The sequence below is a fragment of the Flavobacterium filum DSM 17961 genome (assembly GCF_000425465.1).
GTDB lineage: Bacteria > Bacteroidota > Bacteroidia > Flavobacteriales > Flavobacteriaceae > Flavobacterium > Flavobacterium filum.
On record NZ_AUDM01000010.1, the window covers coordinates 80,544 to 105,355 of the forward strand.

General features: G+C 31.9%; 25 protein-coding genes and 1 other RNA gene. 18 read left to right on the forward strand and 8 right to left on the reverse strand.

Going from position 1 to position 24,812, the window contains the following annotated elements; translation table 11 throughout:
- Window positions 1–35: 35 nt before the first annotated feature.
- Entirely contained in the window at window positions 36–1,484 is a 1,449-nt protein-coding gene (locus tag H601_RS0107425; protein ID WP_026710916.1) for a S41 family peptidase, read from the reverse strand.
- 117 nt (window positions 1,485–1,601) lie between these two features.
- On the opposite strand from H601_RS0107425, the gene H601_RS0107430 reads away from it, so the two are divergent.
- The 5 genes from H601_RS0107430 to H601_RS0107450 all read left to right on the forward strand — a co-directional run bounded on the left by H601_RS0107430 (window position 1,602) and on the right by H601_RS0107450 (window position 4,923).
- Entirely contained in the window at window positions 1,602–2,111 is a 510-nt protein-coding gene (locus tag H601_RS0107430) for an RNA polymerase sigma factor (protein WP_026710917.1), read from the forward strand.
- Complete coding sequence (locus tag H601_RS0107435) at window positions 2,098–2,559, forward strand: hypothetical protein (RefSeq protein WP_026710918.1); 462 nt, start codon at window positions 2,098–2,100, stop codon at window positions 2,557–2,559. The genes H601_RS0107430 and H601_RS0107435 overlap by 14 nt, the downstream gene beginning before the upstream one ends.
- 4 nt (window positions 2,560–2,563) lie before the next feature.
- The gene (locus H601_RS0107440; protein WP_026710919.1) at window positions 2,564–3,097 is read left to right on the forward strand and encodes a DUF4252 domain-containing protein; all 534 of its coding nucleotides are present in this window, start codon (window positions 2,564–2,566) and stop codon (window positions 3,095–3,097) included.
- An 88-nt stretch (window positions 3,098–3,185) separates the two neighbouring features.
- The gene (locus H601_RS0107445) at window positions 3,186–4,394 is read left to right on the forward strand and encodes a carboxypeptidase-like regulatory domain-containing protein (RefSeq protein ID WP_026710920.1); all 1,209 of its coding nucleotides are present in this window, start codon (window positions 3,186–3,188) and stop codon (window positions 4,392–4,394) included.
- 1 nt (window position 4,395) lies between these two features.
- Entirely contained in the window at window positions 4,396–4,923 is a 528-nt protein-coding gene (locus tag H601_RS0107450) for a DUF4252 domain-containing protein (RefSeq protein WP_026710921.1), read from the forward strand.
- Between the two features lie 62 nt (window positions 4,924–4,985).
- On the opposite strand, the gene H601_RS0107455 is transcribed toward H601_RS0107450, so the two are convergent.
- Window positions 4,986–5,237 carry a type B 50S ribosomal protein L31 gene (locus tag H601_RS0107455; protein WP_026710922.1) on the reverse strand — a complete coding sequence of 84 codons (252 nt, stop codon included), beginning with the start codon at window positions 5,235–5,237 and terminating at the stop codon, window positions 4,986–4,988.
- Between the two features lie 230 nt (window positions 5,238–5,467).
- Between H601_RS0107455 and H601_RS0107460 the strand changes: the two genes are divergently transcribed.
- The 6 genes from H601_RS0107460 to H601_RS0107485 all read left to right on the forward strand — a co-directional run bounded on the left by H601_RS0107460 (window position 5,468) and on the right by H601_RS0107485 (window position 11,849).
- Window positions 5,468–5,995 carry a DUF4199 domain-containing protein gene (locus H601_RS0107460; protein ID WP_026710923.1) on the forward strand — a complete coding sequence of 176 codons (528 nt, stop codon included), beginning with the start codon at window positions 5,468–5,470 and terminating at the stop codon, window positions 5,993–5,995.
- The gene (locus H601_RS0107465; RefSeq protein ID WP_026710924.1) at window positions 5,996–6,955 is read left to right on the forward strand and encodes a glycosyltransferase family 2 protein; all 960 of its coding nucleotides are present in this window, start codon (window positions 5,996–5,998) and stop codon (window positions 6,953–6,955) included. It abuts the gene before it with no gap.
- Between the two features lie 40 nt (window positions 6,956–6,995).
- Window positions 6,996–7,484, forward strand: a complete 489-nt coding sequence (locus tag H601_RS0107470) for an ORF6N domain-containing protein (protein WP_026710925.1) — start codon at window positions 6,996–6,998, stop codon at window positions 7,482–7,484.
- A 4-nt stretch (window positions 7,485–7,488) separates the two neighbouring features.
- Window positions 7,489–9,216: a phospho-sugar mutase gene (locus H601_RS0107475; RefSeq protein WP_026710926.1), complete on the forward strand. Its 1,728-nt coding sequence runs from the start codon at window positions 7,489–7,491 to the stop codon at window positions 9,214–9,216.
- A complete protein-coding gene (locus tag H601_RS0107480) occupies window positions 9,216–11,063 on the forward strand; it encodes an ABC transporter ATP-binding protein (protein ID WP_026710927.1) in 1,848 nt (615 codons plus the stop codon). The genes H601_RS0107475 and H601_RS0107480 overlap by 1 nt, the downstream gene beginning before the upstream one ends.
- An 84-nt stretch (window positions 11,064–11,147) precedes the next feature.
- Entirely contained in the window at window positions 11,148–11,849 is a 702-nt protein-coding gene (locus H601_RS0107485; RefSeq protein ID WP_026710928.1) for a DUF2971 domain-containing protein, read from the forward strand.
- On the opposite strand, the gene H601_RS0107490 is transcribed toward H601_RS0107485, so the two are convergent.
- The 3 genes from H601_RS0107490 to H601_RS0107500 are packed head-to-tail and all read right to left on the reverse strand — an operon-like array spanning window position 11,846 to window position 16,787.
- Window positions 11,846–12,568, reverse strand: a complete 723-nt coding sequence (locus H601_RS0107490; protein ID WP_026710929.1) for a hypothetical protein — start codon at window positions 12,566–12,568, stop codon at window positions 11,846–11,848. The genes H601_RS0107485 and H601_RS0107490 overlap by 4 nt on opposite strands.
- A gap of 43 nt (window positions 12,569–12,611) precedes the next feature.
- Window positions 12,612–15,077, reverse strand: coding sequence for a TonB-dependent receptor (locus H601_RS0107495; RefSeq protein ID WP_051220695.1), 2,466 nt, complete (start codon window positions 15,075–15,077; stop codon window positions 12,612–12,614).
- A 9-nt stretch (window positions 15,078–15,086) separates the two neighbouring features.
- Window positions 15,087–16,787, reverse strand: a complete 1,701-nt coding sequence (locus H601_RS0107500) for a M23 family metallopeptidase (RefSeq protein ID WP_026710931.1) — start codon at window positions 16,785–16,787, stop codon at window positions 15,087–15,089.
- A gap of 181 nt (window positions 16,788–16,968) precedes the next feature.
- Here H601_RS0107500 and H601_RS0107510 point away from each other — a divergent pair, with 181 nt between their 5' ends.
- The 6 genes from H601_RS0107510 to H601_RS0107530 all read left to right on the forward strand — a co-directional run bounded on the left by H601_RS0107510 (window position 16,969) and on the right by H601_RS0107530 (window position 21,511).
- Window positions 16,969–17,259 (forward strand): hypothetical protein, encoded by a 291-nt coding sequence (locus H601_RS0107510; protein WP_026710932.1) that lies wholly within the window; start codon window positions 16,969–16,971, stop codon window positions 17,257–17,259.
- 6 nt (window positions 17,260–17,265) lie between these two features.
- Window positions 17,266–17,559: a cell division protein ZapA gene (locus H601_RS0107515; protein WP_026710933.1), complete on the forward strand. Its 294-nt coding sequence runs from the start codon at window positions 17,266–17,268 to the stop codon at window positions 17,557–17,559.
- 54 nt (window positions 17,560–17,613) lie between these two features.
- A non-coding RNA gene (gene ssrS, locus H601_RS16330) (6S RNA) lies at window positions 17,614–17,722 on the forward strand.
- Between the two features lie 49 nt (window positions 17,723–17,771).
- Window positions 17,772–19,337, forward strand: a complete 1,566-nt coding sequence (gene rny, locus H601_RS0107520) for a ribonuclease Y (RefSeq protein WP_026710934.1) — start codon at window positions 17,772–17,774, stop codon at window positions 19,335–19,337.
- Window positions 19,338–19,418: 81 nt separating this feature from the next.
- Window positions 19,419–20,981 carry a hypothetical protein gene (locus H601_RS0107525; protein ID WP_026710935.1) on the forward strand — a complete coding sequence of 521 codons (1,563 nt, stop codon included), beginning with the start codon at window positions 19,419–19,421 and terminating at the stop codon, window positions 20,979–20,981.
- A 5-nt stretch (window positions 20,982–20,986) separates the two neighbouring features.
- Complete coding sequence (locus tag H601_RS0107530; RefSeq protein ID WP_026710936.1) at window positions 20,987–21,511, forward strand: DUF4199 domain-containing protein; 525 nt, start codon at window positions 20,987–20,989, stop codon at window positions 21,509–21,511.
- Between the two features lie 88 nt (window positions 21,512–21,599).
- Here H601_RS0107530 and xerD read toward each other — a convergent pair whose 3' ends face one another.
- From xerD to H601_RS0107545, 3 genes are all read right to left on the reverse strand, one after another.
- Window positions 21,600–22,496 carry a site-specific tyrosine recombinase XerD gene (xerD, locus tag H601_RS0107535; RefSeq protein ID WP_026710937.1) on the reverse strand — a complete coding sequence of 299 codons (897 nt, stop codon included), beginning with the start codon at window positions 22,494–22,496 and terminating at the stop codon, window positions 21,600–21,602.
- Window positions 22,497–22,569: 73 nt separating this feature from the next.
- The gene (locus tag H601_RS0107540; protein WP_026710938.1) at window positions 22,570–23,187 is read right to left on the reverse strand and encodes an outer membrane beta-barrel protein; all 618 of its coding nucleotides are present in this window, start codon (window positions 23,185–23,187) and stop codon (window positions 22,570–22,572) included.
- 178 nt (window positions 23,188–23,365) lie between these two features.
- Window positions 23,366–23,866 (reverse strand): hypothetical protein, encoded by a 501-nt coding sequence (locus H601_RS0107545; RefSeq protein ID WP_026710939.1) that lies wholly within the window; start codon window positions 23,864–23,866, stop codon window positions 23,366–23,368.
- Window positions 23,867–24,232: 366 nt separating this feature from the next.
- On the opposite strand from H601_RS0107545, the gene H601_RS0107550 reads away from it, so the two are divergent.
- The gene (locus H601_RS0107550; protein ID WP_026710940.1) at window positions 24,233–24,775 is read left to right on the forward strand and encodes a porin family protein; all 543 of its coding nucleotides are present in this window, start codon (window positions 24,233–24,235) and stop codon (window positions 24,773–24,775) included.
- The last annotated feature ends 37 nt before the right edge of the window (window positions 24,776–24,812 follow it).

Below are 24,812 nucleotides of genomic sequence, written 5' to 3' on the forward strand. Positions count from 1 at the left end.
CAAAAAAAGGATGTTCGTTTTGAACATCCTTTTTTTTATTGCAAAATTTGAAACAATCCTTGCGGAACATCATTTAAATACATTTCATTTCCATAAGGCAGCATTGATTTTCTATCTTTGAAATACAATTTTCCGTCTTCTGTATAAGTTGCTCTTGGACGACCAAATTCTAAAATATAATTTATGGTAGTATTTAATAGTGGTTCATTAACATCTCCAAGTGTTCCCAAATTTGCTATATTCTCATCTTGCGGAACATTTGGACTCAATCCGTTTACATAATCACCTTCTCCTAATTTATTAGCAATTCTTAACACAATTGGTTGCATGGCATAACGATGATTATTATTTCTGTTAGATTTTCCAAAAGTTGGGGAATCATAAAGTGTTATTGATCCTACATTTTTACCCTCCGTTTTGGTTCCGATTTGAACTACCGAAATATGTGGCTTCAAACCATTAATAATCAACTCGCTTGCAGATGCAGTGCTTGGTGAAGTAATAATATAAATTTTATTCAAATTAAGGTTGTTGATTAAATTTCCATTCGAAATAACATTGGTAAAACGATTAACCAATGAACTTGGATCGTTTTGATTTAAGTAATCTTCCACCTTTTGATTCCATTGTTGACGGGCAAAAACATCATTATTGAATTGACCCGTGATCATACTGGCCAATCGAGTTGCCGTATCAACTGAACCACCGGAATTATATCTCAAATCTAAAATTAAATGTGTTATTCCTTGATTTTTTAATTGCCCAATTGCTTGATTGAGTTGATTTTCAAATGAGGTAAAAAAACCATTGTAAATCAAGTAACCAATTTTTTTATCACCATAATCATAAACATTCGTCAAATAAACCGGATTTTCGGCATAATCTGTTTTTGTTAAACTAACAGATTGACCATTTGGTGAAATATTTCCACCATTAAAATCAGCTAAATTTAAGGTGTAAGTATCATTTGACAACAATGAATTATAATTATCAACCGTTAAAGGCGTTCCGTTAACCGCATAAAAAATATCACCTCTTTGAATCGGTTTTGAGGAAGCATCTGAGCTAGGTAAAATATATCGAACCCAACCATAAATTTCATTTGAACCTGGAGTTATTCTTTTTAGACCATAATCTACTCCATTACTTTTGGAAGTACCTGTTAAAATTCCTTCGAGCACACGATAATCACTAAAAATAACGCTGTAACGATCAGTAGAACGTTCCACAAGCAAATCTTCAAATAATGCTTCGGGAGATGCAAATGTTTCATTGAAAGCATTCAAATCTCGCTGAGTAGCAAAACGGTCATCGGCCAAATTTGGTTCTTGTCCTTGCCAAAAGTAATAGAGGTTTAAACCTTTCCAAATAAAATCTTTAATTTCTAAAGAACTTGGTGCCGGTTTATCATCAATGTCATCACAAGAAAGAAAAACAAGTGAAAAAACAAAGAATGATAAAACAATTTTTAATGTATTCTTCATAGCAGTTTTTTATTTTAAGAACGTAAATTTAATAACTTTAGTTTTATTTTCAATTTCTTTGTAACAAAAATTAGTTTGATTCGTCTTGACTATATAACCAACCAATAACCAATTGATATGAACCAAAATGAGTTCATTTTGATGATTAATCCTTTTAAGGATAAACTTTTCAGATTAGCCAAACGATTATTGGTCAGTCATGAAGAGGCTCAAGATGCTACTCAAGAAGTATTAGTAAAACTTTGGGACAAAAAAAATGGTTTAGAAAAGTATTCCAGTATTGAAGCTTTTGCGATGACGATGACTAAAAATTATTGCTTGGATCAGCTAAAATCAAAAAGAGCTAATCATCTGAAAATTGTACATTCCAATTATGTTGCTAAAGAGGCAACGTTGGACCAAGCAACTGAAGACAATGATAGCTGGAATTGGGTAGAAAAAATGATAAACGAATTACCTGATCAACAGAAGTTAATTATTCAAATGCGTGATATTGAACAATATGAGTTTGAAGAAATTGCCAAAATATTGGATATGAACGAAACAGCTGTTCGCGTTAATTTATCAAGAGCCCGAAAAATGATTAGAGAAAAAATGAATAAAACCCATGCATATGGAATTAGCTAAAATAGAACAATTAGTAGAAAAGTATTTTGATGGCGAAACCACTTTAGCAGAAGAAAACGAATTAAGAACGTATTTTTCTTCTCCAAGAGTAGCACCACATTTGGAACACTATCAATCACTATTTCAGTTTTTTGTAAAAGAAAAAGAAGCTCAATTTTCACCTTCGATTTTGCAAAAAACGAAAAATAAAAAACCAATGATTGGTTTAGGACTTGCAGCCAGCATGGTGTTATTTGCCGGTTTACTTACGTTCTTACATTTTAACGGTAAAGCTCAAAATGAATCCGTTTCAACTGCTGATTTAGGTCAATTTGAATCACCGGAAGAAGCATTTGAAGAAACACAAAAAGCTTTAGCACTTTTATCATCTAATGTAAATGTTGGCATGAAAAGTGTTAACTATATAAATGAATATCAAAACTCAAAAAAATTAATCTTTAAAAAATAAAATCATGTCTAAAATTATAACCTATTTGTTAGTTTTCGTAACATTATTAATTTCTCAAATCATGTCAAGTCAGTCCATTTTTGACAAATTTGACGGACCGGATGATGTAAAAACCATCATTGTCAACAAAAAAATGTTTGAAATGATGAGTAAAGTAAAAGCAAACGACAAGGAAACACAACAATATGTAAGTTTGCTTAAAAAATTAGAAAATTTAAAAGTATTTATCACTTCAAGTCCGAAACAAATTGCAGAAATGCGTTCAACGGCAGATAAATATCTAAAAACATCCGGAATGGATGAATTGATGAGAATTTCTGATGGCGGAAAAAATGTAAAAATTTACATGCGTTCCGGTGCCACTGAAAACTCAGTGAAAGAATTATTTATGTTCATTGAAGGAAATGCTAAAGACAATGAAACCGTCTTGTTTTCATTAACCGGTAATTTTAATTTGGATGAAATTTCAGCCTTAACGGAACAAATGAATTTACCTGGAGGTGACGATTTGAAAAAAGCCTCAAAAGGAAAAAAATAAAACTAAATGTTTTTAAAATAAACTTTGTCAAAAGCCAATTTTGGCAAAGTTTTCTTATTTTTATACAAAATAATTTACGCTAACATCCATGAAACAAATTACATTCCTTTTCTTCCAATTTTTATTTATAACCTCTTTTGGACAAACTGTTTTTGAAGGGAAAATTATCGATAAAAACACAAAAGAAAGTATTCCTTTTGCCAACATTTTTGTACAAAATTCTACCCAAGGAGTGATTTCAAATGAAGACGGTATATTTAAGTTTTACATTCCAAACGGAGTAGAAAAAATTGAAGTTAGTCACATCGGTTACAAAAGCCAAATTTTTGATGTAAAACTAATCCAAAAAGAAAGTATAACTATTTTTCTTGAAGCAGACGAAATGGCATTAGAAGAAGTTATCGTGACCAATAAACCGATTAATCAAATCTTAGCCGGAATTCTATCGAATTCTAAAAATCAATTGGATAAAAGTATCAAATTAGAAACGTATTATCGTGAATTTGTAAAAATCAATAACAAGTATTCAAAATTTTCTGACGGAATGATTGATTTTTATGTTCAACCTAAACGAAAAGAAAAAGTTGAAGCGAAACTAATTGTTAGTCAAAGTAGGGCTTTTCAACTAGCCAGCGTTGATGAGATTGAAAAAAAAGGCAAAGCAGATTTAAGTGAATTAGATTCTTTCTTTGATATACAAAAAGCGGCTAATGGTTTTTTTACCTACGAATATATAGACAGAATTTCATCTGATAAAGCCAATGAAAATTACGAATTTGAATTACGTTCTAAAAAAGACCAGTTTGGAAATGCATTAGAAGTGATTTATATCAAGCCAAGAGCAAATGTTGAAAAATCACTGATGGCTGGTAAAATTACGTATGACCCAATTAATAAAGTTGTTTTAGATATTGATATAAAAATGTCTGATAATCACAAACAATATGTAGAAACCATCAATGCTTTGATTATGAAGTTTGCAATTCATGACATTCAAATCAAGCAAACCTATAAGTACTTAAACGGAAAATATATTCCTAGTTATCGGAAATCTATTCTTGATATTCATATTAAATTTGGCAAACAAATGAATGACCGAATGACGAGTATTAGCGATTTGGTTGTGACAGATTATCATGATAACGTTTCCATTTTGCCTGAAAAAAATTCATTTTTTAAATCCCGAAGTTTATATGATAACGGTATGAATTTTACTGAAAAGTTTTGGGAAACAAACAATACGTTTCCTTTATCAGAAAAAGAAGAAAGAATATTACAATTTTTAAAAGAAAACTAACATGAAAAAAATATTGATTTTACTCATTATTGTCAGTGTTTGGTCTTGCCAAAACGAACCAACCTTACAAAAATATTTTGTAGAAAAAACAGAATCAACTGATTTCATCACGGTTGATGTCTCACCTAGCATATTAAACATTCAACCGGATGCATTAACCATTGAACAACAAAATGCTTTGAAAACATTTAAAAAAATGAATGTACTAGCTTTCAAAATGAATGAAAAAAATAAAGCATCTTTTGACGGTGAACGCATGGAAGTGACAGAAATTTTGAAAAATGAAAAATACCAACAATTAATGAAATTTGGTTCCGGAAAAGATGGTGCTGCTGTTTATTTTGTTGGAAAAGATGATGCTATTGAAGAATTTGTATTGTATGGCAGCCAAGCTGAAAATGGTTTTGCCGTAGTTCGAATTTTAGGTGATAAAATGAATCCTGAAAATTTTATGACTTTGTTGGAAGCCTTAAAAAAATCAGACATCGATATGGATCAACTCAAACCTCTGGAAGGAATTTTTAAATAGGAAATTGATAAAAACAAAAAATCCCGATTGCTCGGGATTTTTTTATGATTTGTAACGTAAACTTATTTAGCTCTGTTAGCATATTTGTTTTTGAACTTGTCAATACGACCTGCAGTATCAATAAGTTTCGATTTACCTGTGTAAAAAGGGTGTGATGTTCTGGAAATCTCCATTTTAAACACCGGATATTCAACTCCTTCGTGTACAATTGTTTCTTTAGTCTCTACTGTTGATTTAGTAATAAAAACATCTTCATTTGACATGTCTTTGAAAGCTACTAATCTGTAATTTTCTGGGTGAATTCCTTTTTTCATTTTGTGTAAATCTTTTTCTATTAATGGTTGTGCTACATTTTGCGGCTTTTCACTTTGAAAAGGTATAAACTTCACACAACTTTTTGTTTATACTAATTTTGAGGTGCAAATTTACACTATTTTTTGAATATACAAACCTTCCAATTGACTTTTTTTGTAACAATTCACATTTCTATATCATTATAAATTACGACCATTAATTACTATATTTGTATTTTAAAACTAAAAGTATGGAAAACAGTATCAAAAAGATCGGTTTAACAAATGGTGTAATTTTAGGTGTAATCTTAATTCTCATCACCACTACAATGTATGTAGTTGATTTATCATTGTTTACAAATTGGTGGGTTGGAATTATAAATTTCTTAATCATCATAGGATTAGCTATTTACAGTTCAATAACTTCCAAAAGATTTTTAAATGGAATCATGAGTTACAAAGAAGCATTCATAAGCTTCATTCTCCCTATCATCGTTGGAATTGGGCTTTTTGTATTATTTAACATTCTACTTTTTAATGTAGTTGATCCCGGAGCAAAAGATACATTAACCGATAATGTTATTTCCATGACAAAAGAAATGATGGTTAAATTTAAAGTACCCGCTTCAGAAATCAATAAAGCCATTGAAGAGATTGAAAAAACGGATAATTTTGGTCCATTTGCTCAATTTAAATCTTATTTTTTCCAAATTGCTTTTTATGCGGTTTTAGGATTATTGGTTGCACTTATTTTTAAAACCCCATCCCACAAAGAGTAAATGAATATTTCAATCGTTATTCCATTATTAAACGAGGATGAATCCTTAAAGGAATTACATGAATGGATTTTAAAAATCATGAATGAAAATAACTTTAGTTATGAAGTAATTTTTATTGATGATGGTAGCACCGATCAATCTTGGCATGTAATCGAACAACTTACGCAACAAAACCCGAATGTAAAAGCCATCCGCTTTTTGAAAAACTTTGGAAAATCGCAAGCTCTTCATGCCGGATTTGCCAAAGCTCAAGGTGATGTTGTCATTACTATGGATGCCGACTTGCAAGACAACCCTGAAGAAATTCCGGAATTGTATAATATGATTATGCAAGAGAATTTCGATTTGGTTTCCGGTTGGAAAAAGAAACGTTATGATGCGGTTGTTTCAAAAAATCTACCTTCAAAACTATTCAATTGGGCAGCCAGAAAGACTTCCGGTGTGCAATTGAATGATTTTAATTGCGGCTTAAAAGCCTATAAAAATTTGGTCATCAAAAACATCGAAGTATCAGGCGAAATGCACCGCTATATACCGGTTTTGGCTAAAAATGCCGGTTTTTCAAAAATTGGTGAAAAAGTGGTGAAACACCAAGCTCGAAAATATGGCGAAACTAAATTTGGTATGGAACGCTTTATCAACGGTTTTTTAGATTTAATCACCATTTGGTTTTTGTCTCGCTTTGGAAAACGACCCATGCATCTTTTTGGAGCTTGGGGTGTAGTCATGTTTATGATAGGATTTTCTACCGCCGGTTACATTGGTATCTCAAAATTATACCGATTGTACAACGACTTACCTTATGATTTGGTAACCAATAGTCCGTATTTTTATATTTCCTTAACCACTATGATTATTGGAACACAATTATTCTTAGCCGGATTTTTAGGAGAACTAATTTTACGCAGTAAAAATGCAAGTGAAAATTATAAAATAGCAAGCGAATTAAATCTGAAATAAAAATATATGCCATTACAAAAAATTAATAAACGCCAAAATCATGAAAGCAGAAATTATTCAACAACAAATTATTGAAATTAGAGGTCAAAAAGTAATGCTCGATTTTCATTTAGCTAACTTATATGAAATCGAAACAAAAGTTCTTAAACAAGCCGTTAAAAGAAACATAAATCGTTTTCCAACTGACTTCATGTTTGAACTCAATAAAGAGGAGTTCGAAAGTTTGAGGTCACAATTTGTGACCTCAAAAAGAGGTGGTTTACGTTACATGCCTTTTGCCTTTACTGAACAAGGAGTGGCCATGCTTTCAAGTGTGTTAAACTCTGATAAAGCCATTGCAATCAATATCGCTATCATGCGAACATTTGTATCGATTAGGCATTTTAGCTTGCTATACAAAGAATTGAATGACAAAATAACAGAAATAGAAAAACAGTTTCCGGACATTTATAAAATTTTGAATTTTTTAATGGACAAAGAAAGTAAACCCGGAAACTTAGAACGAAACAAAATAGGATACAAAAAATAAGCATATGCATATCTCTGAAAACATATTAAGCAAAGTAAACGAGTGGCTAACACCAACTTTTGACAATGCGACTCAAGAAGAAATCAAAAACATGATGACTTCTTCACCCAAAGAATTAGAGGAAAGTTTCTATAAAAACTTAGAATTCGGAACGGGTGGAATGCGAGGAATCATGGGCGTTGGTTCTAATCGCATCAATAAATATACGTTGGGAAAAAACACTCAAGGTCTTTCCGATTACTTGAAAAAAGCTTTTCCAAACGAACAATTAAAAGTGGTGATCGCTTATGATTGTCGTCATAATAGTAATACTTTAGCCAAGGTAGTTGCCAATGTTTTTTCCGCTAACGGAATCAAAGTTTACCTTTTTGAAGAATTACGTCCAACTCCGGAATTATCATTTGCTTTAAAATATTTAAACTGCCATGCCGGTATTGTTTTGACCGCGTCTCATAATCCACCGGAATACAATGGATATAAAGTATATTGGCAAGATGGAGGGCAATTAGTACCGCCACAAGATGAAGAAATCATTCAGGTAATCGAAGATTTGGCGTATGACGAAATTAAATTTGAAGCCAACGAAAACCTAATTGAATATATTGGAGCAGAAGTTGATGAAGCTTTTTTCAACTCAACGATTGAAAATGCCAGTTTCAATACACCGGCTACTGCTAAAGAAAACCTCAAAATAGTTTACACTTCTTTACACGGAACTTCTATAAAAGCCATTCCGGCCGTATTAGCCAAAGCAGGCTATACCGATGTAAACATAGTAAAAGAGCAAGAAGTGCCGGATGGAAATTTTCCAACGGTAAAATCGCCCAACCCTGAAGAGCCGGAAGCTTTGACTATGGCTTTAGCTTTAGCAGAAAAAACTAGTGCCGATATTGTAATAGGCACTGACCCTGATTCTGACCGTTTGGGAGTAGCAGTTCATGATACCGAAGGGAAAATGATTTTACTCAACGGAAACCAAACCATGGTTATCATGACTGCTTTCTTGTTAGAACAGTGGAAACGTGAAGGAAGATTCAAAGGTAATGAATTCATTGGCTCAACCATCGTATCTACACCCATGATGTTGGAATTAGCTGCCGCCTATGGTGTGGAATGCAAAGTAGGACTTACCGGATTCAAATGGATTGCTAAATTCATCAAAGACTTTCCTAATCAAAAATTTGTGGGCGGTGGAGAAGAAAGTTTTGGGTTTATGGTTGGCGATGCCGTTCGCGATAAAGATGCCGTAGCGGCTACCCTACTCGTTTGCGAAATTGCCGCACAAGCCAAAGCCGCCGGAAGTTCATTGTACAAAGAACTGTTGAACTTATATATAGATCACGGTTTTTATAAAGAATATTTGATTTCTTTGACTAAAAAAGGAATTGAAGGGGCCAACGAAATCAAACAAATGATGATTGATCTTCGCGAAAATCCATTAAAGGAAATCAATGGGCAACGTGTGGTTTGTGTAGAGGATTATCAAAATTCAACAGCAAAGAACCTCATCACAGAAGAAGTAGAACCTATTCACATTCCGAAATCTAACGTATTAATATATTATTTAGAAGACGGCACCAAAATTTGTGCTCGACCAAGTGGAACCGAACCTAAAATCAAATTTTATTTTAGTGTAAATGAACCACTAGACTCCTTAGATAATTTCAAAAAAGTAGAAGCCGATTTAGATCAAAAAATTAAAAACATCGTTGCAGAGATGCACCTCAACTAATGGATGAAAATTTAAAGAAAATATTTCCGTTTTTAAAACCCTACAAAACCAATGTGGTGTGGAATATTGTATTCAATATATTGTATGCCTTATTCAGCACTCTCTCTTTTATAGCACTTATTCCCATGTTGGATGTGTTGTTTAAAGATGCCGAAAAGATTGAAACCAAACCGGTTTACACGTCAATATGGAAAATTGGTGATTTCGGAAAAGACTACTTGTATTTTTACATCACCAAACTTTCCGAAGAAAACGGCCCACAATATGCTTTGTTATTGGTAGTGACCATCATCATTATTACCTTTTTATTAAAAAACCTATTCAATTACCTGGCTTTAAATCATTTATTGTTGTTGAAAAATGGCGTTTTGAAAGACATTCGAAACAAAATGTTTGATAAAATCATTGATTTACCGGTTTCTTACTATTCCGAAAAGCGAAAAGGTGATGTGATGGCTCGCATGTTAAACGATGTAAATGAGGTAAAAAACTCCTTTTTCTCCATTTTAGAATTGGTAGTAAAAGAACCTATGACTATCATTTTCACTATTGGAGCAATGTTAGCAATTAGTTTTAAACTGACTTTATTTGTTTTTATTTTTATTCCAATTTCCGGATTTATCATTTCTAAAATTGGAAAAAGCTTAAAAGCCAAATCTAAAAAAGCACAAGATGAAAACGGTTATTTAATTTCAATTGTAGAAGAAACCTTGGGTGGTTTAAAAGTGGTTAAAAGTTATAATGCAGAAAATACGTTTACCAAAAAATTCAACGATTCTATTTTCAGATTGTATCGATTAACCAATAGTATTGGTAGAAAAAACAACCTTTCTTCACCTATGAGTGAATTTTTAGGAATTGTAGTCATCGCTATTTTGCTTTGGTATGGAGGAAATATGGTTTTGGTAGAAAAATTTGCAAATGGCTCTCCTTTATTGGAAGGCTCTAAATTTTTAGCCTATATGGGATTGGCCTATAATATTCTCACACCGGCCAAAGCCATTTCAAAAGCATCCTACCAAGTAAAGACGGGATTGGCTGCAGCCGAAAGAGTTTTTGATGTTTTAGAAGTGAAAAATGAAATTGTGGATAAAGAAAATGCTCTATACAAAAAAGAGTTTAAAACATCTATTTCCATTCAAAATATCAACTTTAGCTATGAAGAAGATGCCGTTTTGAAAAACTTTTCATTAGAAATACCAAAAGGAAAAACGGTAGCTTTAGTTGGTCAATCCGGTAGTGGTAAAAGTACGATTGCCAATTTATTAACGCGTTTTTACGATGTAAACAAAGGAAGTATCCAAATTGATGGTGTGGATATCAAAGATATTTCCATGAACTCGTTGCGACATTTGATGGGATTGGTTACACAGGATTCGATTTTGTTTAATGATACCATTAAAAATAATATTCTGATAGGAAAACAAAACGCAACCGATGATGAAATCATTGAAGCGTTGAAAATTGCCAATGCGTATGAATTTGTAAAAGATTTACCAAACGGAATTAATACGAATATTGGAGATGCCGGAGGTAAACTTTCAGGCGGTCAAAAACAACGCCTTTCAATAGCTCGTGCTGTTTTGAAAAATCCACCCATTATGATTTTGGATGAAGCCACTTCTGCTTTGGATACCGAAAGTGAAAAATTAGTACAAGTAGCTTTGGAAAACATGATGCAAAACAGAACTTCTATTGTAATTGCTCACCGCCTTTCTACCATTCAAAAAGCCGACGTAATTGTAGTCATGCAAAAAGGAGAAATTGTAGAACAAGGTACACATGACGAATTATTGGCTAAAAATGGGATGTATGCCAAATTGGTAATGATGCAGTCGTTTGAGTAGGTTATAGGTGAATGGTAATGGGTAATGGGTAATGGGTAATTGGAAAACTCTAAATCTGAAAATCGAATAATTTAAGAATCAAAAATGTACATACACAATCCAAACATTATTCTTCCGGATGACCCAAACACCATCGTTTGGAAATATTTGGATTTGTCTAAATTTTTGGATTTGTTGTTGTCTAAAAAATTATTCATGTCGCGGTCCGACAAATTTGAAGACCAATACGAAGGAACGTTTAGCGAACCCACTTATGAAGAAATTCGAAAAATAGCTGAAAACAATCCGAAGTTTTTGGATTATTACAAATCGCATCGCGAAAAAATTGTCATAAGCAGTTGGCACATTAACGAATACGAATCGTTTGCCATGTGGCAAATTTTCACCAAAAACAACGAAGGATTAGCCATTCAATCCACCGTAAAAAGATTACAAGAAGCCTTAAAACCGGAAAGAAATACGGAACAATACATTGGCGAAGTCAATTATATCGACTACAAAAAAGAACACATCCCATTTGATGATACATTTTTCCCTTTTCTATTTAAGCGGAAAAGTTTTCAATACGAAAGAGAAATTCGCATCATTACGGATGTTACGTCCAACAACATTTCCATTAATGATGGTTTAAAAATTGAGGTCGATATTCATCAATTAATAGAACGAATTTACATTCATCCCAAATCTGAGAATTGGTATAAAAATTTAGTTATTCAGTTGATGGAACAACTCGGGTTTAATTTTACAATCGAAAAATCCGATTTGGAAAGTGATATTTTGATTTAATTAAACGGTTTGTATTCGTTTACTTTCCATTCTTTATCTAATAAATCTACAAAGAAATAGAACACCGCATCGTCTTTGTCAAAATCACCGTTTTTATTGGAATCTTGAATGGTTCTAAAATAAAGTCGGTTTTTAAGCTCAAGTACATTCCAATCGATAAGTTCCTGATAATCCGGAGTTAATTTGGTGAAATTTTCACCGGATGACAAACTTAAAAACAATGCTTTAATATCATTTTGGTCTAATTTGCTATCGCGATTGGTATCCATATCTGCAACAGTGTACACCATAATTTGCTTTTTACTTTTTTCGGCAAAAGTAGTAAGATAGGTAGCTGATTGAATGATCATTTGTTTATCCGTCAATGGTTTTGTAGAAGAAGAATCAATATGTTGAAAATATAGATTATCCAAGTATCCGGTAATTTCATATCGATTATAATTGGAAACCGCATAACTAACTCTACTTGTGCTCGAAGAACCATAACTTGCTTTTGATTTAACATCATATACACGCAACTCGCCTACTGGATGAATGATATAAGAAGTCCCATCCATAAAAACAGGTAAATCAGCAACTCTTATTTGGGTTGTATCTTTTTTAGTGATGGCTTCTTTTGTTGCCTCTTCATAGATTACTTTAGGCTGATCTACTTCTTCTTTACAACTAAAGAAAACAAGCATCAAAGCGAGAAACAAATGATTGAAATTAATTTTCATTGTTTTTATACTGATTTATTCAAAGGTATAAAATTTATTGCAATTATAATTTAGCCGTTAACTTTAAATTGAAAACCCGAGTGGTCATATAATTCGGAACGCCATACTGTGTTTTTGTATAAACATCTCTAACCCATGTATTAGTAATGGCATTTTGATTGTTGAACATATTAAAAATCTCAACACCAAAAGATAAATCTTTAAAACGTTTAAGCCAATGTCCGTCTGGTCGAGTGGCATTTTTCTCTGTTAAAACATACAAAAATCCAATATCCGCTCTTCTGTAATCTCTCAATCTGGATTGATATAAATAAGGATCAGCATAGGAAGGTGAACCTCCTGGTAAACCGGTATTATAAACCAAATTCAAATACATTTTCATGCTTGGAATATTGGGCACATAATCTTGAAAAAGTACTCCAAATTTAAGTCGCTGATCAGTTGGTCGTGGAATAAATCCTTTGTTTTGATAATTCTCTTCCGTTTTCATGTAGCCAAAACTAAACCAAGATTCGGTTCCGGGAACAAACTCACCGTTCAATCGCATGTCTAAACCATATACGTACGCTTCTGCTTCATTATCCGCGATATATCGAATTCTCACATTATCTAACGTATATGTATTTACATCCGTTAAACTTTTATAATATAATTCACTAATTAATTTAAACGGTCGATTCCACATTTTAAAACTATAATCATTTCCTAAAACAATATGAGTCGATTGTTGAGCTTTTACATTCGGACGTACTTGACCGTCAAAACCTCTGAGTTCACGATAAAAAGGAGGTTGATGATACAATCCACCGGAAATTCTGAACACCATATCTTTTTGCCACAAAGGTTTAATGGAAAATTGAGCTCTTGGACTAAAAACCATTTGACTTTTTCCATCAACATTATCACCTGAAACTTGCCATTGGTGCATTCGCACACCTGCATTATACCATACTTCACTTGTACCTATATATGATTTTCTACTCCATTGAGCATATCCGGAAAAACGATCGATGGTATTAAAATTAGTCGCTCGAACACTTTGAAATGGAACTAACGGTCCGGTATAAGGATTGTAAGGTTGATCATTTACAGGAAATTCACGAGGCGGATTTAAAGAAAAACCGGCAGAATCAATTACTTCCCACTCTACTATTCGATCACGAATATCTTCTCTTGTATATTTTAATCCCCATTCAACAGTATTTTCTTTTACTTTATGAAAACCTTTAATTTCAGCATTCACAATTAGAGCATCTAAATCATTTCGACCATGGTTCAATTGTGTTCCGATTCCGCGATTAAATTTTACATCACCAAATGTATCCGAACCAATGTTTCCATCTACTTCACCTAAAAAATAAGCCGCAAAAATATCAAAGTATTCCTGTTCTTGCGTATGATAAACAGAACTGATAAACTTGAACGTATTGTTTTCATTATAATCAAAAGAAGCTTTGAATGCACCAAATAACGTTTGATATCTATCTTTTTCCTGTCCGTCATAAAAAATTTGTAAGGCAATTGGTTCGTCAATGGTTCCAAAATTGGTTTGACGAGTCAACGGTTCAAAATTGTATTTATTTTGAGACGCATTTCCTAAAAATCCAAATTGCCATTTTTTGTTGGGTGTAAACGTAAGATAGGTTTGCACATCCATAAAAGTTGGGCGGAAATTACTACTCGTTTCCTGACTATTTACTAACAAACTGTTATCTCGGTAACGAATACCGGTTACGTTAGCCCATTTTTGATTTTTACTTACACCTTCAAGCGTTAAACTTCCACCCAAGAAACTCGCCTCAAAAGCAGCAGCATATCGCGTTGGAATCCGATACGTAATGTCTAATACAGAAGACATTTTATCCCCGTATTTTGCTTGAAAACCACCGGCAGAAAAATCAACATTCTGCACCATATCTGTATTAGTGAAGCTTAACCCTTCTTGCTGACCCGAGCGAATTAAAAACGGACGATAAATTTCAATTTCATTCACATAAACCAAATTTTCATCAAAATTACCACCACGAACAGAATATTGGGTACTCAATTCATTATTGGAATTTACTCCGGGTAGTAATTTCAAAATATTTTCAACACCGGCATTCGTTCCGGGAATTTTACGAATAACAGCCGGTTCAATAGTTGTAATACCTTCTACTCTTTTTCTATTTCCGGCAGTCACGATTACTTCCCCTAATAATTCTTCCGAATCGCTCATTTGAAAATTATGCTCATAATCCTCATTTGGTTTTAATTCAATTTTTAAAGTGGCTGTTTTTAACGTAACATGTGAAAAAACAAGTGTAATTTTTTGGTTAGCTGGAATAGTTAATACGTAAAAACCATTGTTATTGGTGGTTGTTCCTTTATCTTGATAGTTGATATTTACTCCTTCAACCGGATTATTATTTTTATCTAAAATAATTCCTTTTATACGGGCAGTTTGGGCATTTGCAAAAAAAACGAGGCAAAAAAACACCCAAGTAAAAAAATGTGACTTTGTTTTCAAAAGAAATAATTAAGGTTTTTGACTTCTATAAAAATGTGTTTCAAATATAGTAGAATTTCCAACATTATCGACTACTTCTATTTTTAAATCATTTTTACCCTCTATAACGACATTATCTGAAAAATCGTGTGTAATTAAATTGGTTTTAAAATCATAATCCAATAAAATCCATTTTCCATTTAAAAATCCATTATACGTTTTTATTCCGGAAAGATCATCAGTAATGCTTAATTGAATGGTGTTTTGCTTACTTAACCACTTACCTTCTTCAAAATTAATAAGTTTGATTAAAGGAGCTTTCGAGTCTTCCAAAAGTTGATATTGTCCTAAATTTTTTACCCAAGCAGTAAATGTGTTTCCTTTTATTTTAGTAGAATGATAACTTTTTTTTGCTCCGCTTACTGAAGCAATAAAATATTTTTCCCGTTTTATTTCGGGAATGGTATCATTTTGAAATGCAATTGAAAAATTAGCATGAACCGGAATGGTTTCATCATGTAGTTTTAAAATTCCTTTAGTCACATCAATGTTTAAAAAAGTATCTTGATAAAATACATTCTCCGGAAAATAAATGGATACATTTTCCTTTGTGAAATAATGTTCCCGCTCAGATTTAATTTTAAATTCTGTTTTGGCCATCGGTTTTACAATTTTTGCTGCTGAATTGGCAAATTGAATTGGCACTACTACTTTTGATTTATTTCCATGAAAATCAATTATTTCAACGTTAAAAACATGTGACAAATTATTTTCTACTTGGATGATTCCATTCCCGTTTGGTGCAGAAATTATACTAAGCGGATATTTTTTATGATAAAAAAGTTGTTGCACCCTTTGATTTAATTTTTTGTAACGAGTGTAATCGATATAGGCATTTACATAACGTGTTTCATCAAATCCAAAAGTGGAGAAATCTACTGAAAATGCATTTTTTCCATCCAAAACGGATGTAATTTTAAACACACCATTTTTACCATAATTATTATCCGATTGATCATAAGTGTTGATTCCAAAACCAATTGCTCCTTTAGCCAAAACTTTTGAGGCCAAATAGGTTCCGTCTTTTTGAAGTGAAAGTGGCAATGAAATCGGGAGTTGTGATTGATTTACCACCGCATCAACGCTTAATGGATAAACAATTATCTCATTGATTACAGGTGCTTTGGTATCTTTTATGAAAGCATCATATCCAAAATAGAATGGGTTTATAATTTTTTCTGTTGCTGTATTGCGAATTTCAAAATGAAGATGCGGACCACCCGAACCGCCACTATTGCCGGATAAAGCAATAACTTCTCCTTTTTTGACCGGTAGTTCATTTGGCTTAGGAAAAACATCTATTTCAAATTGTTGTAATTGATAATGCTGTTGCTTAATATACAATTGAATATTTCCTGATGCTCTTTGCAAGTGACCGTAAACACTAGTGTAACCATTTGCATGTGTGATATAAATTGCTTTACCATAACCAAAAGTGGAAATTTTAATTCTGGAAACATAACCATCCGCAATGGCATAAACATTCAGTCCTTCTTTTTGTTGAGTACGAAAGTCTAAACCGGAATGAAAATGATTGGAACGCAATTCACCAAACGAACCGGACAACGATAATGGAATGTCAAGTGGAGAAATAAAATCAGTTGTAGGAAATTGAGTTTGAGAAAAAAACAACTGATTGACGAATAACAAAATGAATAAATAGTACTTCATGGCATATAATTTTTGCTAATTTAAAAAATGATTAACAAAAAACAAACCAAAAAATGCAATTTTAGTAGAATTCAACCAATTGACAAATCATTTCTGAAAATTGATAAAATTTATTTTTTTTATTTGCGTTAATGAAATAGGAATACTAACTTTGTAATTCGTGTAATGAAATTAGATTATCATGAGTGAAATGATAGAAATGGTTGATTCTCTTGAAAGTAAACTCTCCAAATTAATTGAAAAATCAAGGAGTTTGGAGTTACAGATACAAGATTTAAAGAATGAACTACAACAATCTATCGAAATCAGACAAAATCAAGCAACAGAAATTGAACACTTGAATAAAAAGTTTGAAACACTCAAAATTGCTAATTCATTATTAGGCAGTGACGAAAACAAAAGAGATACGAAGCTAAAAATAAATTCATTAATTCGTGAGATTGATTACTGTATTGCACAGTTATCTGACTAATACAGCATGAACGAAAAGCTTAAAATTAAACTATCAATTGCAGATCGAGTTTATCCGTTGACGGTTGACCCGACTCAAGAAGAAGGACTCAGAAGTGCTTCCAAAAAAATTGATGCCATGATTAAGCAATTTGAACAAAATTATGCTGTGAGAGACAAACAAGATGTATTAGCCATGTGTGCTTTGCAATTTGCCTCACAATTAGAACAAAAATTAATAGACAAATCTGAAGATTACAACGAATCATTAGAAAAGTTAAAAAAATTAAATGAAAAATTAGCTGACTATTTAGAAAAATAAATACGTTCTTACTCATTAATTAAGATACTGCCTACATTAGTTTCTATTTGATAAACTCAACACTAACAATTTAGAATGAGCAAATCGTCATTACTAAAGCATGCCCATCTTGTAGTGGGATCCTTGAACAGTGAGTTAGCTCAAAACTTGTCATAACGAGTTTATGCAATCACCTAATGTAGGCTTTTTTTATATATAAACCTAAACAAACAATGGACAGTACATTACTATTAATTATCGCCGGAATTGTTGGAGTTGCTGTGGGTTTTGCAATCGCAAAAGTCATCGAAAAAAGCAATGTTTCCAACTTGATTAAAAATGCAAAAAAAGAAGCGGCATCTATTTTAAAAGATGCTAAAGTGGAAGCTGAAAATATTAAGAAAGATAAACTTTTACAAGCAAAAGAAAAATTTCTGGAATTAAAATCTGAACACGAAAAAGAGATTTTAGCCAAAGACAAAAAAATTGCAGAAGTTGAAAAAAGAACACGTGACAAAGAATCTCAAGTTTCTAATGAATTAGCCAGAGCAAAAAAATCAGCTGATGATTTTGACGTAAAAATTGCAGATTACAACAATCGTTTAGAAGTGTTGGACAAAAAGCAGATTGAGCTTGAAAAACTACACAAAAGCCAAGTAGATCAATTGGAAGTTATTTCCGGATTATCGGCAGAAGAGGCAAAAGAACAATTGGTGGAAAGCCTAAAAGCCGAAGCCAAAACAAAAGCAATGGCTCACATTCAAGACACGCTTGAAGAAGCTAAATTAACCGCTCAACAAGAAGCTAAAAAAGTTATTATCAACACCATTCAACGTGTTGGAACAGAAGAAGCCGTTGAAAATTGTGTTTCTGTTTTCAACATTGAATCGGATGATGTAAAAGGTAGAATTATTGGTCGTGAAGGTAGAAATATCCGTGCGTTAGAAGCGGCTACCGGCGTTGAGATCATTGTTGATGATACTCCGGAAGCGATTATACTCTCTTGTTTTGACCCCGTTAGAAGAGAAATCGCTCGTCTAGCTTTACATAAATTGGTAACTGACGGACGTATTCACCCGGCTAGAATTGAAGAAGTGGTAGCAAAAACCACAAAACAAATTGATGATGAGATTATTGAAGTAGGTAAACGAACCGTTATCGATTTAGGAATCCACGGTTTACATCCGGAACTAATTAAAATTGTAGGAAGAATGAAATACCGTTCTTCGTACGGACAAAATTTATTGCAACACTCACGTGAAGTAGCCAAATTATGTGGAATCATGGCAGCTGAATTAGGCTTAAATGTAAAATTAGCTAAACGTGCCGGACTTTTACACGATATTGGAAAAGTGCCGGATACAGAAAGTGAATTACCTCACGCTATTTTAGGTATGCAGTGGGCAGAAAAATATGGTGAAAAAGAAGAAGTATGCAACGCAATAGGTGCTCACCACGATGAAATCGAAATGAAATATTTGATTTCGCCAATTATTCAAGTATGTGATGCAATTTCTGGTGCAAGACCGGGAGCAAGACGTCAAGTGTTAGATTCATACATCCAACGTTTGAAAGATTTAGAAGCGATTGCATTTGGATTTAATGGTGTGAAAAGTGCTTATGCTATTCAAGCCGGACGTGAATTACGTGTAATTGTAGAAAGTGAAAAAGTTTCCGACGAACAAGCTTCAAAACTATCTTTTGAAGTTTCTCAGAAAATTCAAACGGAGATGACGTATCCAGGACAAGTAAAGATTACAGTTATTCGTGAAACAAGAGCTGTAAATATTGCAAAATAAATCAATAAAAAATAAATGAAAAGAAATAGGGTTACTACCCTATTTTTTTTTTACTTTTAATTCGAATAATTCATTTTAGCAATGAGCGGAGAAACTTCTAATGAAACAAAAACATTGTTCAAACAATGGCTAGAAAAATTGCAACAAGAATCTTGGCAATTAGAATTACTTATTTCTGGTTTCGCCCTTTTTGGTATTTATTCTTCACGAATATTAATAGCTGATTTTGGCTTGTATATTGAAAATGATATCTCAAGTGATAATTTAAAATCATTAGTTAAACCCTTTTTTATCATTTTAAAAGTAGGTTGGGTAATTTTCTTTTTCAATTTATTAGGTCACGTAATCATGAGAGGCTTGTGGATTGGTGCTATCGGCTTACGATATGTTTCACAAGAGATAGAATATGATAAATTTAATTACTCAGATATTTTTACCAATTTTTTAAAGAAAAAAGTAGGTAGCTATGATGATTGGATTGAGCGATTAGAGATGTTATGTAGTGTGATATTTGCATACACATTTCTACTTTTTGCATTGTTTATGTCATTGGTCATTTTTTTTGTTCCCATAATTATAATTAGGCTTTTATTTGAACTTTTTTTAAATGATTATGCTTTAAACAGTATTTTTGGTTTAACCGTTTTAGCATATGTTGGTATTGGTTTATTTGTTTTATTTGATTTAATTACTTTAGGAGGTCTTAAAAGAATAAAGGAAAAATCAATTAGTAAAATTTATTTCTATATCTATCGGTTTTACAGTACAATTACATTATCTTTTCTTTACAGACCTTTATTGTATAACTTTATTGATCATCCCTACACAAAAAAATTATTTTATTTATCCATACCCTACATACTATTGGTTTTTTTAGGTGGTCAAATGTTCACCAACACCTATAATCCATATGCTCCGGACAGAGACACATTATTAGAAACCGGCGAATTACTTGATGACTATTACTATGATGATTTAAGAGAAAAATATTTGGTTGAATATCCCAATGAAGAACGAAAAATCAATAAAGAAATCATTAAAAGGATTTCTTTAGAGCATTTTAATATCAGAGAAAATTTTTCATCTGTATTCATCAAAATTACACCTGAACTGATTGAATTGCTTGAAAATGACAAATCTTTATCTCCCTATACTACAAAGGGGTTATCCTTTACATTTTTTACCGGAAACGAAATAGATGATCCAACAATTACTTTATTGGAACAACAAAAATCCAAAATCATTTCGACATTATTAAAAGAAAAAAGAAACCTCAAAAAAGAAAAATCTGATGCACAAAAAAAATTGAAAATTGATAATATAGAACGTAAAGTAGAAATAGAAAAAAAGAAATGGGATAAAAAAATAAAACAAGCAGAAATTGATAAGTCTAATAAAATTAAAAAAGCATTTCTATCAAGTTTTGAACTATATATTGACGACAAGAGGATTACTAAAGATAACTCCGTTTACTACACCCATCCTCATAAAAATGAAAAAGGATTAAAATGCATTTTTGAAACCGATTCATTAACCAAAGGATTACATCAATTCAAATTTTATTACAACTATTTAAAAACAGATATTGATGCAAAAAAAATTATTGCAAAAGATTCACTAATTTTACCGATGCTAAAACACTAAATTGTATGAAAAAAATTCAACCATTTCTTAAATACGGAATTATATATGGAATCATTTCTATATGTATTTCATTATTCACCTTTCATGTTTATTATTTTGGCATGTTGATGCAAACCCTTTTATCTTTTGGTCTTTTAGTGTTATTCCATTATTTTACAGCTAAAGACTATAAAAAAGAAAATGAAGGTTATTTGAGTTACGGTGAGACATTCAAGTATTTATTTTTGATGAGTGTTATTGGTTTTGCCATCAGTACCATTTATGTTATTATTTATATGAATTATATTAATCCTGATGCAAGTGCTTTTCTAACTGAAAAATTAGTGGAAGGAATTGAATCAACCTACAGAACAATGGGATTACCTGAAGAACAAATATTAATTGCAATGGAAAAAATGGAAGAAGAACTCCAAAAAGAAGATCGATTTTCTATTGGCAATATGCTAATGAGCTTTTTCTCAAATTTATTTTTTGTTGTTTTCTTGGTAGCCATAACTTCTTTATTATTTAAGAAAGTAAAAAAAGAATAAACCATTTCTAATAAGGAATAATCAAACCGTTTTAAAATAGTAAGACGGTTTTTTTATTTTAACTGAGACTGAAAACTGCAACTACAAACTACTTCCTCGGATGAAACTGATTAACCACTTGTGTTAAGTGTTTACGGTCCAAATGTACATAAACTTCTGTGGTAGTAATTGATTCATGACCGAGCATCAATTGAATGGAACGTAAGTCAGCACCGTTTTCTAATAAATGTGTGGCAAACGAGTGACGAAACGTATGTGGACTAATAATCTTGTTCAAGTTAATTTTTACAGCCAACTCTTTGATAATAGTAAAAACCATTGCTCTTGTCAATTGCCTTCCTCTTCGGTTTAAAAACAAGGTATCTTCATGTCCTTTTTGAATGGAAAGATGGGTTCTGATTTGGGTTCTATACAATTGAATATATTTCATTGTAGCGTTACCAATAGGAACAAAACGCTGTTTATTTCCTTTGCCGGTAATTTTTATAAAGCCTTCGTCAAAAAACAAATCAGATATTTTTAAAGAAATTAACTCCGAAACCCGCAAACCACATCCGTATAACGTTTCCAACATGGCACGATTGCGTTCGCCTTCGTCTTTTGATAAGTCAATGGCAGCAATTAATGTATCAATTTCTTTAACGGAGAGAGTATCAGGTAATTTTCTACCTATTTTGGGGGTTTCAATCAATTCCATTGGATTATCTTGGCGATAATCTTCTAAAATTAAATAGGAAAAAAAACTTTTCAATCCGGAAATGATTCTCGCTTGCGAACGTGGTTTTACTTCTTTTGAAACCGCATAAATAAATTGCTGAATCATTTCTTCTTTAATAGAAATGGGATTATCAACACTACTATTTTCCTCTAAAAAATGAACTAACCGCATTAAATCAAATGAATAGTTGTCAATGGTATTGGCAGACATTCCTCTCTCAATTTTAAGATAGGATTGAAAACTTTTGATATACGTTGACCAATTCATTCGTTAAAGTTCGGGAATTTTAGGGAATAAAAAAACCACGCTCAAAGCGTGGTTTATATTTATAACTATTCAATTAGAATTTATAATTAACTCCAAAAGTTACAGCTCTCCAATCTCCACCAAAAGAGAAAGTGTTTGTTTTATCTGCACCGTCACCACCATTATCATTAGATGCATAACCTAACACCCCAACACCAGCTTCAATTGAAAAATTAGATGAAACAAAATAATTCATTCCAAAACCTAATCCGAAACCAATTTCTTTGCTTTCAACTGATGTTTCAGGAGCAAATAATTCACCATCAATAATAAAATATTCATTGTCAAAAGAGGTGTAATTAACACCTAATTCAGCAAATAAAGAAAATTTACTCGCAGGTGTAAAATAGTAACGACCAAAAGCTCCTAAACCTAAACCTGTATTAGCAACATCTTCTCCGTCAAAATCAAGTTTGTTTGACTGATATCCAATTGACCCACCTATTGCAATATTTTCTGTAACAAAATATCCCACTTTAGGCGCCACTTCAAAAGAGTTTACTTTAAAATCTCCTGTTTTAGAAGTACTAAAAGAAAAAGCTCCTGAAATAAAAAGATCTCCTTTAGCAAATCCTGCTTCGTTAGAAGTTTCTTGTGCATTAGCTGTTCCAAAAGTAGCAACTGCTAAAAGTGATAAAATAATTTTTTTCATGTTTTAATTGTTTTAAAATTTTTGCAAAAATAATAAAAATACTACACAAAGTAATAAAACAATTAAAATCATTCTCTATTTTTTATATGTCTTTAAAAACCAATACAATAAAACAAGTATTTATCATTAATAAAAAAACCACGCACTAGGCGTGGTTTTAAACTATATAAAAATTCAATTAGAATTTGTAGTTGAATCCTAAATTAATAGAAGAAAAAGTACCTCCATCAACAGCAATTCCTTTGTAACCAGCATAAACCTCAAATTTTTCAGCTTGGTAACCTACTTTTGGTTGGTATAATAAACCACCATTCATTCCACTTGGGCTAACTCCTAAAGCATAACCTAAATCTAAACCACCGAAAATGTTATCAGTGAAAGAATATTGAGCAGTACCAGCAATTGGAATAAGTCCAGCATCTTCAACATCAACTTCAATACCAAATCCTAAATCAACAGTTTTACCCATGTAATGAGCATAACCAGTAGTTACACCAGCACGGAATTTATCAGCTACTTCCCATGTATAAGCTACATCAAGACCTACTGCTAAAGAGTAAGAATCTTTAATGTCACCCATTGGTAAACCAACATTGATACCAGCTTTAAATCCACCATCTTGTGCATTAGCAGTTCCAAATGCTGCAACCGCTAAAATTGATAAAATAATTTTTTTCATGTTTTAATTGTTTTATAATTAATATTAACAAAATTAAAAAAAATATTGGTATTTCAAAATCAATAAACTTGAGTTATTAACAAGTTTGTTGATAACTTAAAAATGATTTTTAAATATTTAATATACTGATTTTCAATTTATTAATTTAAATAAATTTAAGTATAGTAAAATAAATGTTAAAAAACTTACTTTTTTACAACAAAGTAAACTTATATAAAACATCAAAATATTCCCATTTTTAATATATATATTTATAAAACTAAATGAATTTATAAACCAATTCAGTTATTTTTACAAATAATAAACTCAATCAAAATAAGTTATAACTAAAAGAATTCAAATTAAAATCAACTAAAATCTATCACAATGAAAAAAATCATTTTTATTAGTGCATTTCTTTTAATTGGCATTTTTCAGGCAGATGCTCAAATGCTAAAATTTGGTGTAAAAGCCGGGGCCAATTTTAATAGCCTAGATGGTGATGATGCTCAAGGTCTTGACACCTATACTAGTTTTCATTTTGGAGCTTTATTGGAAGTAAAAGTTTTCGAGAACTTTGCCATTCAACCCGAGTTATTGTATTCTTCTCAAGGAGCAAAAGTAAATGAAGAAAATATTAAGGACATCAATTTTAGCTATATCACAGTTCCTGTATTGGCGAAATTCTATCTCATCACCGATAAATTGAGTTTAGAAGCAGGACCACAATTTTCGTTTTTGGTAAATGAAAATGTGCCTGATCAATTTGAGTCTAAATCTTTTGATTTTGCCGCTGTTGGCGGTTTAGGATTTAATTTTACTGAAAATATTTTTGCTCAAGCACGCTACGTAGCCGGTTTAACGGATACTACAAAAGATGCGGAAATCAAAAATCGAGTTATTCAAGTTTCAGTGGGTTACCGTTTCTAAGGCATACTGCTTTTTTTTTAACCATATAAGGCATATA

Bases quoted from the DNA above. Each gene is read 5' to 3' on its own strand.
- H601_RS0107510 (WP_026710932.1), top strand. From the start codon at position 16,969: ATGAGTGAAATGATAGAAATGGTTGATTCTCTTGAAAGTAAACTCTCC.
- H601_RS0107465 (WP_026710924.1), top strand. From the start codon at position 5,996: ATGAATATTTCAATCGTTATTCCATTATTAAACGAGGATGAATCCTTA.
- H601_RS0107430 (WP_026710917.1), top strand. From the start codon at position 1,602: ATGAACCAAAATGAGTTCATTTTGATGATTAATCCTTTTAAGGATAAA.
- H601_RS0107470 (WP_026710925.1), top strand. From the start codon at position 6,996: ATGAAAGCAGAAATTATTCAACAACAAATTATTGAAATTAGAGGTCAA.
- xerD (WP_026710937.1), bottom strand. From the start codon at position 22,496: ATGAATTGGTCAACGTATATCAAAAGTTTTCAATCCTATCTTAAAATT.
- H601_RS0107545 (WP_026710939.1), bottom strand. From the start codon at position 23,866: ATGAAAAAAATTATTTTATCAATTTTAGCGGTTGCAGCATTTGGAACT.
- H601_RS0107490 (WP_026710929.1), bottom strand. From the start codon at position 12,568: ATGAAAATTAATTTCAATCATTTGTTTCTCGCTTTGATGCTTGTTTTC.
- H601_RS0107530 (WP_026710936.1), top strand. From the start codon at position 20,987: ATGAAAAAAATTCAACCATTTCTTAAATACGGAATTATATATGGAATC.
- H601_RS0107425 (WP_026710916.1), bottom strand. From the start codon at position 1,484: ATGAAGAATACATTAAAAATTGTTTTATCATTCTTTGTTTTTTCACTT.
- H601_RS0107440 (WP_026710919.1), top strand. From the start codon at position 2,564: ATGTCTAAAATTATAACCTATTTGTTAGTTTTCGTAACATTATTAATT.
- H601_RS0107550 (WP_026710940.1), top strand. From the start codon at position 24,233: ATGAAAAAAATCATTTTTATTAGTGCATTTCTTTTAATTGGCATTTTT.
- H601_RS0107435 (WP_026710918.1), top strand. From the start codon at position 2,098: ATGGAATTAGCTAAAATAGAACAATTAGTAGAAAAGTATTTTGATGGC.
- H601_RS0107475 (WP_026710926.1), top strand. From the start codon at position 7,489: ATGCATATCTCTGAAAACATATTAAGCAAAGTAAACGAGTGGCTAACA.
- H601_RS0107515 (WP_026710933.1), top strand. From the start codon at position 17,266: ATGAACGAAAAGCTTAAAATTAAACTATCAATTGCAGATCGAGTTTAT.
- H601_RS0107455 (WP_026710922.1), bottom strand. From the start codon at position 5,237: ATGAAAAAAGGAATTCACCCAGAAAATTACAGATTAGTAGCTTTCAAA.
- H601_RS0107480 (WP_026710927.1), top strand. From the start codon at position 9,216: ATGGATGAAAATTTAAAGAAAATATTTCCGTTTTTAAAACCCTACAAA.
- H601_RS0107460 (WP_026710923.1), top strand. From the start codon at position 5,468: ATGGAAAACAGTATCAAAAAGATCGGTTTAACAAATGGTGTAATTTTA.
- H601_RS0107525 (WP_026710935.1), top strand. From the start codon at position 19,419: ATGAGCGGAGAAACTTCTAATGAAACAAAAACATTGTTCAAACAATGG.
- H601_RS0107445 (WP_026710920.1), top strand. From the start codon at position 3,186: ATGAAACAAATTACATTCCTTTTCTTCCAATTTTTATTTATAACCTCT.
- H601_RS0107450 (WP_026710921.1), top strand. From the start codon at position 4,396: ATGAAAAAAATATTGATTTTACTCATTATTGTCAGTGTTTGGTCTTGC.
- H601_RS0107500 (WP_026710931.1), bottom strand. From the start codon at position 16,787: ATGAAGTACTATTTATTCATTTTGTTATTCGTCAATCAGTTGTTTTTT.
- H601_RS0107485 (WP_026710928.1), top strand. From the start codon at position 11,148: ATGTACATACACAATCCAAACATTATTCTTCCGGATGACCCAAACACC.
- rny (WP_026710934.1), top strand. From the start codon at position 17,772: ATGGACAGTACATTACTATTAATTATCGCCGGAATTGTTGGAGTTGCT.
- H601_RS0107540 (WP_026710938.1), bottom strand. From the start codon at position 23,187: ATGAAAAAAATTATTTTATCACTTTTAGCAGTTGCTACTTTTGGAACA.